This is a genomic window from Vibrio sp. M250220 (genome assembly GCF_036533795.1).
Classification (GTDB): Bacteria; Pseudomonadota; Gammaproteobacteria; order Enterobacterales; family Vibrionaceae; genus Vibrio.
In genome coordinates this window covers 1-7,704 of the sequence record NZ_JATABI010000078.1, presented here as the reverse complement: position 1 = coordinate 7,704, position 7,704 = coordinate 1, and the positions used below count along the sequence as shown (strand labels likewise).

Genomic DNA, 7,704 nt, shown 5'->3' with positions numbered 1-7,704 from the left:
ACATATTCTTCCAGTGCGGTTTGATGATTCTCTCTACTTGCTCAACCATGGAGCAGATCCATACGCAATGAATAATTTAGGTATTTCTGTTTCCTACAGCGTTCAAGAGCGATTAGAGCATATGGATCCATCCACCGAAGCCTACCAAAAGATGCTCAAAATCCAGCAGAAACTTGTTGAAAAAGGTGTCAAGTTCCCTGCTTTGACACCTTTCGGTGAACGTTTTCGCAATGACATCGTTTTTTGTAAAGAGCCGCACGGTTATATGCCTAAAGCAGAATGCAAAGTGGAAGGTGTGAATGAGTTCCTAGGTGAACAAACCGAGCAGGAAAAACGCCAAGATGAAAAGATCCTCAAAGAACGTTTTGGTATAGAGCACTGCTTTTAGCGCTGCAAGACCAAAGTTTCCGAAACATGAAGATCTGACGAATTCAGATCGGGATAGTACTTATGATGCCAGAATCTTCCAACGACGATATAGAAACTAAAAGCGTATCGCTATTCGATATTATGTCGAATACATCTGACACGCTTTATCTACTGGTCGACAAACCGTTGTTTCCAAAAATAAATGAATTTTGGGGGGCGTTTTCTACTCGAAACGATGCGCACTGGCTGCCTCTTTATCAAAATACGGACTATCAGCAACTGTCAGATTTTTCTCCTTTATTGATCGAGATAAAAGAGGGGGAACCAGGCGAAACACTCTTTTTTTGGCTGCTTGAGCAGGGTGACGCGTTTCTCCGCTTTGGACTCGTTGGGGTTTACCCAGGCACTCTGAAAGAGATCCAAGCGCACTGGGCTAAGTGGCTAACCTGCATTTACCCAAATGGGGAGCAGGCTATGTTGCGTTTCTATGATTTTTCAGTGCTGCAAAAACTGTGGCAAGTCTTTACTCAGCAACAACAAGCCGCGTTATGCGGTAAACATATCGCGCTCTATGCCCCATTTTCATCGGAGAAAAATCAAGCATTGTGTAAGATTCAAGCTGTTGATTGGTTAACTAATCAACAGCTTGAATCACAACAAAAGTTCACTCAGCTAACCCTTACACAAGCGCAATATGATGTCCTCTTTTACGAACAACGCATCAACACTTTAGCGGGCATACTTCATGAAAAACTGGCACCACAATACGGGTGGCTATTGCCTTATGCCAATGTAAAAAACCTATTCTGGGAGGGGTTAGCCATCGCAGCTCAAAAATACCCGAATGAATCTTCACTCGCACATGAAACCTATGCCATGTATCGGTTTTATTTAAGCAGCCACTTCGATGACCACCCTGACTTTCAAACACGCCTTCGCCAATATCCACTGCGCCAATCCATTGGGCATTTCCATCAACGATTTCAACAAGAGCCTGATTTACTTCACGGGTATCAACAACAAGGTTGGTTAGGTATTGAAGGCTGTGCGGAGTTAATCAATGACTGAACATTTACTTTATAACAAGGTTGCGCTTGTCGATTGGCAAAAAATGACTCAAGACACACCCGTGTACCTACTGGCTGAATCTGCCATCAACCCCTTGGTTAGAACCTTGGCAGATGACGCTCTTAAACACAACCTATCTGCCGATGAAGAGAACGCCCTATACTGGGGCGAAATGGGCAAGGTCCATGCTTCTATTTCACCTTATCTACTCAAACTAGAGGGGTGGTCAGATTTTGAAAAAAACATCGCTTTTCAGCCACATTGGGGCATCCTACTCATTCCAAGGGAAGAGGCGCTAACACGCAACAATTCTTGGTTTTATCTACTCCATCATTTACGCGAATGGACTTTAATTGAACCCGACCAAGGGAGTCATGAGCAGGGAGCCATGCTTCTTCGTCTCTCCGACTGGGAGGTATTACAAGTGCTACTTAATGCCAGTAATCCAAGTGAACTGACCTCGCTCTTTGGCCCGTTTGAGACGTTTGCCTATTGGCATAAAGATCAGACTCACGTCCAACAAATCTCGTTAAACACGAGGCAACAAAGCACACTGCCACACCGCTCACCGCAACGGCTCAGCGAAAAGCAACATTCTGCTTTGAAGGCCTTCGCCCATCGTCATCAGCATAAAAAATACGCTGACCATTTACGACAGCATCACAGTGACGTGGAAAACTGGAGCGATAACGAGCTCTCCACTTTTTTACTTCGTAACATCGATACCGCCAATCGACTCCAATTCACCAACGAAAAAGACGTGATCCGCTACTTGAGCTTAGCCACCGTATTGGGGGAACAATTTATTGAGACGTCATGGGCACAGCAACCGCTCAACGCCCCCTCAGTAATGGGGACTCTGTCTCGCATGGACAAACTGTATCAGTGCGCTATCGAACAACTGGATAAGGAGCACAAAGGATGAATCAAGACAGAAAAACACAGCTCATTAGCAGTGCACAAGCGGCTGAGCAAAATTTCTCAACCGATAATGTACTGTCTGGCGGCTGTATCGAATGTGGCTGTGAAATCTTTATTCGTTACCACTATGATGACGATAAGCCTGTCCCCAATGCTCCTTTTGTTATGAAAGACAGTAACGGCACGACCATCAAAGGCGTTACCGACGAAAAAGGACTGTGCAAAATTGAAAACATTGGCTGTGGCGGCTTTGAGCTCTTGCTTTATGAAGGCAGTGACGAATTCAGCCCAGACGAGGTGCTGGCTAATAACCCTTCCCTGCAACATAACCCTACCCACGCGACGATGGCTGGCGAATACTTTTCTCTTTACAGCATTCTGAGCCGAGAGAACATTCTCACCTATGATAAAGACGACAGCTCCAACCACTTCATTGATATCGACAATAAAGTTTGGTTTGGGGCGTTAAGTGTTGAAGATAAATACGACCCCGCTTACCAACGTTTTTGGGCACTGAATAAACACATCAACCAAGGCCCAAGAGAGTTACGTGAAGCGGTCAATAATATCCATACCAGTTTGGCCGCTGAGCTCGCCGGGCAATCTCAAGATAACACGACCATTTTATTGTTTTGCCAAATTGCGTTGGGGTTTGTGCCCGTTGTCGGCCAAGCTATGGACTTATATGACCTCGGTGATTGGGGCTGGAAAACCTATCAAGGCGATAACCTCGATTCATGGCACTGGGCAGCGGGTGCTTTGGTCGGCATTGGCTTTGTACCCGGTTTGGGCGATGCCATTAAAAAAACTGGCAATGCGGTCATTGATGCGATGCGTAAACCCAATCCCGCCGCGTTTCAACTTGCAACGAAAACCATCCGCAGCATATCAAATGGTAATGTCGTCAAATACCTGTCTGACTTTGCGCCCAAACTTCAGGAGTATGGTAAAAAAGCAATAGCGTTGATCGATGAGATCATCGCTGGCCTTGAGCAAGCCCTGAAAGACGGCGCATCGTGGATCTTCACGCTGATGAAAGACGCTTTCCAAGGCATGATTGATGCCATGAAAAAGCTCTCTGCAAAGATCATTGACATGGTGGCATGGCTAACCAATAAAGTGCAGGAATTTATTGGCAAAGTCGTCACACGTGTGACCGGAACAGGCAAAGGGAGCGCGAAAACCCCCGATAACATCAATGCCGGAATAAATAATCCTCATTCAACCCGAACGAGCCAAAATCAAGGTGAGGCCAATAATGTAGAAAAAAAAACAGACGGGCAAACCTCTACATCCGAGGGCGAACCGATCGATATGTCGACAGGGAAAGTCTTTGAAGAGAGACAAGACTTCACCCTACCTGGCTTCGTTCCCATTGAGCATCGCCGATACTACCAATCCACCGGCGCTCAAGAGACAGGATTACTCGGGACGATTTGGCGCAGCAGTTGGGATCGTTGTCTTCACATTAAAGGCAACCTTGTCACCTTTGTCGATGTCGATTATTCCGTCGCGACTTTTGCTATCCCAAACGGGGAGGAGTGCTCAAAATCCAATCTAAAACCAGAATGGCGACTCTATCGCACCAATGAGGCTTTCATCCTCAAAAATAAAGACGGCAGAAGATACCACTTTGGCCACGCCTTAGGCAATCAAGTGCGCCTCACCCAGCTGTCTGATGCAAGTGACAACGCAGTCCACTTTCTTTATGAACGTGGCACCCTAAAATGGGTGGTGCTGTCAGACGACACTCTGATCCAAGTCCATACTCAACACCGCCGTATCGAGCAGCTCGATTTATTGGATGAGCATCGACAACTCATCCAAACCCTAGCGACCTATCAATACGACCAACGCGGTCACCTGGTTTCCGTCAGAGCCAATGACGGTCGAAACTTCGACTACACATACTCCAAAACAGGCTTACTCACTCGCTGGAATGACCTTGCCGACACATGGGTTGAGCACGATTACGATGTACAAGGCCGAGCCATTGCCACTCGATGTGCCGGCCAATATTGGAATGACTACATCCACTACGACGATGAACAACGGATCACCTACTACCAAAGTGCCTTTGGTGGCACCTCCCAATATGTAAAAGACGATAAAAACCGCATCATTGCGATTGTCGACCCGCAAGGTAACCGAACCGATCAAGAGTGGAATTTTGATAACCTGACAGCAGTCACCGACCCATTAGGTCAGCGCACCGAATACCAATACGACGACTGGGGTAACGTCACTCAGGTCACCGAGCCTAATGGGCAAGTTCATACCTATTCCTACAATGACAATGGACAACTGCTCAGCTACTGTGACCCACTATCGAGTACGTGGCATTACGCGTACAACTTGGCAGGCTTGCTGCTCTCGGTGCAAGATCCCGATGCCCGTGAGTGGCGACATGAATACAACGCGCTGGGACAGCGGACGCTAACTGCATCGCCCGATGGCTCCGAAACCCGCTATGGCTATAACAAGCAGGGGATGCTAGAGCGCATTTCTCCCGACAACAGCGTTGGATTTACCTTTTACTACGACAAACAATGTCGATTGGTGAAACGCACCAGTGATGAGCAACTGACCCGACGCTGGTACTACCAAGGCAACCGCCTATCTCCCTATCAAGTCGAGTATGAAGATGGCTCAACAACCCAATTTGAATACGATATTGAAGGTAACATCACCGCCATTACGGACGCCCTTGGCAATGTCTCTCGCTATGAATATGGCGCCTTCGACAAATTGGCGTCTGCCACCGACCCACTGGGCGCGACTACCCACTACCATTACAACGCTGAGGCCGAATTTGCGGGGGTGACCAACAGCCAAGGCCAACAGTGGCGATACGAATTTGACCCATCTGGACGAATAACAACCGAACACCACTATGATGGTCGCCAACACCACTTTGCCTACGACGAAGTGGGACGACTGCTGACACAAACCAAGCCCGACCAACACACCCAACACTACTACTACCACACCAATGGACAACTGGCTCAAATTCAAACCCGCGATGCTCAAACCGTTGTCACCAGCAACACCTGGTATGAATACGATAAAGCCAACCGCTTAGTCACCGCTGAAAATGGCGATGCGTGGGTCGGGTTTGAATACAACGCTTCCGGCCAGGTCATTAAAGAAACGTTGAATGGGCAAACCCTGACACACCGCTACGACAGTGCAGGCATTCGCCAATCGTTAGAAGGGGCAAACACACCGTTAGCGCTGCTGTGGCAGAAAGGGCAGTTACAACAGCTGGCCATCGGTGAACATTCCCCCCTTCACTTTAGCCACAGCAAAGCCGGATTAGAAACCTTAAGAGACAATCACAACGGCTTTAGGCTTCACCACCAATGGAGTAAAACGGGCTTATTAGAACATCAACAACTGGGTTTTTTAAACGAACACGCCCCCGATAGAGACCGCGCTTTACTGCGCCAGTACCAATACGACGCCCTCGACCGCCTGGTCGGCATCGATGAATCTTACTTCGGTAAAACCGACCTTCGTTTGAATCCGAATGGACAAATCAGCGAAGTGCGGCAAACCAAATCCTGGAAAGATAAGGCGACTCAGGTTCAGCTTTTCGGCTACGACAGCGAGCTCAACCTCAACCAGCAAAGCACGCTCCCGTTAGCCGACAACGTGATTGACCTCGCCCAAAAGCGCGAAGAGAAGAACACACATCAATACGACCGTGCGGGCAGGGTTGAGAAAAAAGGTCCTTACACCTATCGCTACGATGAATGCGGTCGGGTAATAGAAAAAATTGAGCAGCAGAATGGATACAGAGCGAAAAGCACCAAGTTCGTCTGGAACGCCTTTGATCAGTTAATTAAAGTCGAGCTGCCCAACCAAGAACGTTGGCGTTACCGTTATGATCCTTTTGGAAGGCGAATCGCAAAAGAGTGCGAGCAAAGCCAAACCAAACACGCTAACCTGCATTACCTGTGGGATGGCGACAACCTGATTCAGCAGCAGAAAGTGTGTGCGGATGGCACGGCGCTCAGCACCATTGAATGGGTGTATGAACCCGATAGTTTTAGGCCGCTGGCGCAAATCAATACCGATAATATTCATGGCACCTCGGCGCTCAGCTATGTGGTCACCGACCACGCCGGCACACCGCGCGAGCTATGCAACGAGCAAGGCCATATCATCTGGCGGGGGCAACACGAACTCTGGGGCAGCTACAAGCACCAACATCTACAAGGCCTCACCAAACAATACTTTGAAGACGCCGCCAACGACCCAATAGAGTGTGATTTACGTTACCAAGGCCAAATCTTTGATAGAGAAACAGGGCTTTACTACAACCTGCACCGTTATTATGATACAGACAGCGGGCAGTATTTAAGCTCTGACCCCATCGGCATGGCGGGTGGTTTAAGACCACAAGCGTATGTACACAATCCGATGGACTGGGTGGATCCGTTTGGGTTGGTGGGGGCAGCGCATGGAGATGAACCGAAGGGACCGCTGGACTGGGGGGGCAAGGATCCCCAAGGTCTTAGCAGAAAGGACCATGTGCGCAGACATGATGTGGATGACCCAAGCAGAAACACTGCCCATGGTGTATTTAATGACAACTCAATTAATCAAACAGCTGATGCTTGGAAACGAGCTAAAGAAACAGGAATTCAGCCACAAGTACAAGGAAATAGATTAGTTTACGACATACCATCTCCAAACGCAGGAATTCAAGGAGGTAACCCTTCTCTCCCAGGACATGGTCAAAAGCTAAATACAATTCGAATAGTAACAGAATTAGGCTCAAATAGAGTAATAACAGCTTTTCCCAAATAGGATTAAAATTGTACGATGAAAAATGTATTTTTCTTAAATCATGATTATAACATGCATGAAAGACAAAGTGATGGAGTAGAGCTCTGTACAATCCCAGAGTTTTTTGACAACAAAATTTATTTTTATTGCAGTGAATATGTGATGTTTTGGGACAAAATTGAAGATGTTGGAGATTTTGACAAATGCTGCAATTTTAAACTTAAAGGAAAAATACTCCCAGCTACTCTTGAAGAAATTTGTTCCGCAAAATTATGTAATTATATTGACTCCGTTAAAGAATATACTATAGAAAATAGTAAAATTTTGGAAATAAAGTATATTAATCTCAAATAATTTCGAGGTTATAGGGGCACACCTTCAGAAAAATCTAGAAGTATTTTTGTTTTCTAACCTTAAACCACCTTCTTTAGAAGGTGGTGATCGTTCCTTTGGGCTATGCCCGAAGAACGCTCATGTTCAAGATGTCCTCGTTTGTAACCAGCAAATGAAGGAAATAAAGAACATGAGCAGATATGAATCCGCCTCACTATA

General features: G+C 46.9%; 4 protein-coding genes and 1 pseudogene. All 5 read left to right on the top strand.

The window, feature by feature from the left end; genetic code table 11:
* Positions 1-388, top strand: a pseudogene (locus tag QTN94_RS18820) (ankyrin repeat domain-containing protein); the annotation flags it as partial.
* A gap of 62 nt (positions 389-450) precedes the next feature.
* Positions 451-1,437 (top strand): DUF4123 domain-containing protein, encoded by a 987-nt coding sequence (locus tag QTN94_RS18815; protein ID WP_331428517.1) that lies wholly within the window; start codon positions 451-453, stop codon positions 1,435-1,437.
* Complete coding sequence (locus QTN94_RS18810; RefSeq protein ID WP_331428516.1) at positions 1,430-2,362, top strand: DUF4123 domain-containing protein; 933 nt, start codon at positions 1,430-1,432, stop codon at positions 2,360-2,362. Before QTN94_RS18815 ends, QTN94_RS18810 begins: the two co-directional genes overlap by 8 nt.
* Positions 2,359-7,173, top strand: coding sequence for an RHS repeat-associated core domain-containing protein (locus QTN94_RS18805; protein ID WP_331428515.1), 4,815 nt, complete (start codon positions 2,359-2,361; stop codon positions 7,171-7,173). The genes QTN94_RS18810 and QTN94_RS18805 overlap by 4 nt, the downstream gene beginning before the upstream one ends.
* Before the next feature lie 15 nt (positions 7,174-7,188).
* The gene (locus QTN94_RS18800) at positions 7,189-7,506 is read left to right on the top strand and encodes a hypothetical protein (protein WP_331418760.1); all 318 of its coding nucleotides are present in this window, start codon (positions 7,189-7,191) and stop codon (positions 7,504-7,506) included.
* Positions 7,507-7,704: the final 198 nt, after the last annotated feature.

Bases quoted from the DNA above. Each gene is read 5' to 3' on its own strand.
- QTN94_RS18805 (WP_331428515.1), top strand. From the start codon at position 2,359: ATGAATCAAGACAGAAAAACACAGCTCATTAGCAGTGCACAAGCGGCT.
- QTN94_RS18800 (WP_331418760.1), top strand. From the start codon at position 7,189: ATGAAAAATGTATTTTTCTTAAATCATGATTATAACATGCATGAAAGA.
- QTN94_RS18810 (WP_331428516.1), top strand. From the start codon at position 1,430: ATGACTGAACATTTACTTTATAACAAGGTTGCGCTTGTCGATTGGCAA.
- QTN94_RS18815 (WP_331428517.1), top strand. From the start codon at position 451: ATGATGCCAGAATCTTCCAACGACGATATAGAAACTAAAAGCGTATCG.